General features: G+C 33.0%; 3 protein-coding genes. All 3 read right to left on the bottom strand.

The features are described 5' to 3' along the window. Positions 1 to 232: 232 nt before the first annotated feature. Entirely contained in the window at positions 233 to 919 is a 687-nt protein-coding gene (locus ENL20_00415) for a HesA/MoeB/ThiF family protein (GenBank protein ID HHE37024.1), read from the bottom strand. Next, positions 920 to 1,255 (bottom strand): molybdopterin synthase sulfur carrier subunit, encoded by a 336-nt coding sequence (locus ENL20_00410; GenBank protein ID HHE37023.1) that lies wholly within the window; start codon positions 1,253 to 1,255, stop codon positions 920 to 922. Between the two features lie 211 nt (positions 1,256 to 1,466). Further along, a complete protein-coding gene (locus ENL20_00405; GenBank protein ID HHE37022.1) occupies positions 1,467 to 3,482 on the bottom strand; it encodes a T9SS type A sorting domain-containing protein in 2,016 nt (671 codons plus the stop codon). Positions 3,483 to 3,904 lie beyond the last annotated feature (422 nt).

Here is a 3,904-nt window from a genome sequence, read left to right as displayed (position 1 = left end):
TATAATAAGTGTGATAAAAAGAACTAATAATAGCTTTCTCATAATATCCTCCCAATTGAAATCACAAATCCAAAGTCCTGTTCAGTTTCAATATGTCAAATTATTTTCCTCTCGTTCCCAAACTCCTGCAAATCTTCTTTCTGTTCCTGCTGAGCAGTCGGATTCAAATAATTTCATTTTAAGTTTTTTTGAACATTTATCAAATAAAGTAAGGGCTTTTCACTTACCAAAATCACTTCCGGAGTATCACTTTTGAAAAAGAAAAATCCGCTAATTCGATGATCAGCATTTCGTTAACCAATTTCGGTTCTCCCAGAATATTATTCAGGATCTCTTGAGCCATTAGGGAACCGATAGTCAGAACAGTTGTTGGGATAACGGGTATAATTGAATCTCTGTTCTTCATGTTTGGATAGATATCTTTCAGTCTTTGAGTTTTCTCCGGAATGATAGTTGTGATCTGACCAAAATCAGATTCAACTCCACCATGAACGAGGAACTGGTCTTTTCGTAAAAGTCTTTCCAAAGCAAACCTGCTTTCAAAATTATCAAGACAATCAGCAATTCCATTAAAATAATGGTTCTTAAATTCTATTAAATTAGATTCTGTGATTTTTATTTGCAGAGGAATAATATCTGAATGATCTGAAATTGCTTTTAATTTATTTCGAGCAATTTCAGCCTTTGGTTTTCCAATATCATTATGATCATACAAAATCTGCCTGTTCAAATCGGATCCGGTTACAATATCAAAATCAACTAAAATCAATTTCCCGATCCCGGAACGAACAAGAATTTCCGACACAACGCAACCGAGTCCGCCTATTCCGGCAATCAGAATCGAGGAATTACGGACGATCTCCTGTTTTTCCTTTCCCCGGAAAAGGATATTTCTTGAAAAAATTTCAGGAAACTCCATCTAACCTCCTCCGCCGGGTGGAAAGATCGAAACCTTATCTCCATCTAAAACAATAGAATCTAATTTCTGCAGATGAAAAATATTCCTGCCGTTGATGAGGATCATTGTTCCTTGTTTCAGTTCACCTTTTTCGTCGATGAGTTTAAAAAGGAATTTTTTATCAATTTTTTTTTCAGTTTCTTTTAATAGATCGAGTATTGAAAGGTCTTGAATTTCCAGATCAATTTCGGATAGTTTTAAAAATATTCTTATCAAACTATAAAATTTTATTTTGATCATACTTTGATTTTTTGAAAGTGATAATTCTGTCAAACCTTTTGTAGCACAGAATTGCATTCTGTGGAAAAGTAACTCATAGCTCTGCTTTGAGACATGACAAAAATTTTTAATAATTCAAAGCAGGAGCAATGTGTTACAAACAAAAACAGCCTCTCTTTTGGAGAAGCTGTCTTTGCGTTTGAGGGAGGTATATTATGTCCTCAATTGATCATTTCATTAAGATTTATCCTTCATAGCTTTTTAATCTCCATAGTTTTAACGAAGGAGATCAGCGGAGAAGGATCATTTTCCTGGTCAGAGTTTCGCTTCCTGATCGTAATTTGTAGAAATAGATTCCGGAAGAAACAGGTTTGCAGGCTTCATTTTTTCCATCCCATTCAGCAGAATTAATTCCTAATTCGTAATTCGTAATTCCTAATTGCTTTACTTTCTGTCCTTTCATATTATAAATAAAAATCTCCGTGTTCTCCATGTGCTCTGTGGTTAGATTAAAAGAGATTGTAGTCGTTGAATTGAAGGGATTAGGATAATTACTTATTTTTGTAATTGAATTATAAAGATCATCTTCTATGAAAGTTGATCCCATGTTAGATTCTCCGGGAGTTGGCTGATTAGAGATTTCCCAGATAAATGAACCATCGGGAATACGACAACTGGAATTATTTCCGATCTGATATCCAAAACTCAATGTATCTAATGGAAGAACACCGTTTTTATCATAGATTCCCAGAAATTCACCATTGGCGTTCAGCTTGAAATTAGCATGGAATGATCCCTGTTCTGAGTTGTTATCAGCCCAGATCATTTGATGATCGAAAGGATCGATGATCGTTTCAGGGAATTTCCATTTATCAGGAATAGAAGGATCATCAGTAATGAAATATCCTGCGAGATTTACAGGTTCTTCATTGGAATTGTAAATTTCAATCCAGTCATCATAATCTCCATGTTCATCAGCAATAAAATCAATGTTATCTGCCATAAATTCATTCACATATATTCCGGAAATTCTATCTGGAATATCGAATGCTTCTAATTGAATATTCAAACAATCTCTTCTATTAGTGATAAAAGGTTTTAAGCCGACAATAGTCTGGATTCCAACCGGAATATTTTCTTCCAATCCAATTTCAAACTGTTCATTAGTAAACATCTTTAAAGAATCATCATAAACTGCTTCCCGAATAAGATCAGCCCATTGATCGATTATAGGGTAGTAGATGTCTTCTCTGAATTCATTATCCATAAGATATTGATAGATCATTAGATAAATTTCACGATATTCATCTATGGCAAAGGTTCTGTTCACGAGAGGTCTGTTGAAAGCAGGAGGTTCTCCGAAAAAAATTTGAGTGTTATAAATGGATGCTGGTGGAACTCCGATATTGTAAAGTCCGAAAGAAAAATTAAAATCCCAGGGAATATGAATGAATTTATCTGTGTCATTTCTGTGATAGATATAATAATTATGACCATGACCAATATAACTGTCAAAATTCACGAACATATTTGTAATGGCAATGAAGTACAGGAAATTATGAATATGAAAGACCTGTTCTATTTCATCGGGATATTCTGCAAGAGTAGTGTTGTTTATTCTGTCGATCAGATAAATAAGATCAGACCAGTCATTTTCCAGTTCATTTGTTTTTAATTCATATTTATTATAATAAGATTCCTGTTCTTCTCCCAACCAGACGAGATGTCCTATTGGATCTCCCTTAAAAAGATTACCATCTTCATTATCACCGAAATTTTTTTCTAAAAACCTTTTATTTATCTGCTCAACATTTGTATAAAGTCCCCAATAACTTCCATTTATAAAAAGCTTTATAAAATTAGCTCTGGGTCCTGGGATGTATTTATTAACGACATCTGCGAAGATTTTTTCTCTTATTTGAGTAGGATCATTATATCCATTACTCAAACTCAACTTATCAAGTCCGTAGAATTCCTGATCTTCGACAAAAGCATCAAATTTGATCTTAAATGGTTTTTTCCAGGAAGGATAATTCATGGATCCACCACCTTTAAATCTGGTCCCGACATTTTCATAAATTTCATTGTTAAATTCAAAAGTAGCAGAAATATATTCATGACTGCCATTATCATAGTTTTCCTGAAGAAGTTCAAGAAAATTTTCTTGTTCAAAAGTAAGATGAAATTCGTGAACTTGAGTATCATCAAAAACATAATCAGAAATATGTGCAAGACAGTTTATCCCAAAGAAATAAAAAAATAGCAAAAACAAAAAGTTTTTTAAGTAAAATCGTTTTAAATTCATGATTCTCCCTCTATTTCTAAATTATAAAAACTGCAATAAGTATGCCAAAAGTATCAGAAATTTTACAGGTAATTAGTATGGTTAATCCGTTTAATATCCCATTATTAGAGCTATTCCAATCCAGAGCTGGTTTATTAATGATCTTATGGTTTTTTAAAATGAGTCGATTGAGGGACAAAATAAAATTTATGACTCACTATGACGATTTTAACAGATCCAATTATACAATATCTTAAAGATCCATTAAACAAAAACAGCCTCTCTTTTGGAGAAGCTGTCTTTGCGTTTGAGGGAGGTATATTATGTCCTCAATGGATTATTTAAAGTTTAGTTCAAATGACCAGTGGTTAATTTTGAATTTCGTAAGTCCTTATTTTTCAACCTCTGTGTCATCTTGAACTAAACTGAAATTGGGTCAAATG

Source organism: Candidatus Cloacimonadota bacterium (assembly GCA_011372345.1).
In the GTDB taxonomy this organism is placed as follows: Bacteria; Cloacimonadota; Cloacimonadia; order Cloacimonadales; family TCS61; genus DRTC01.
The sequence above is the reverse complement of the archived record's forward strand: the minus strand, read 5'-3'. Positions and strand labels throughout refer to the sequence as shown.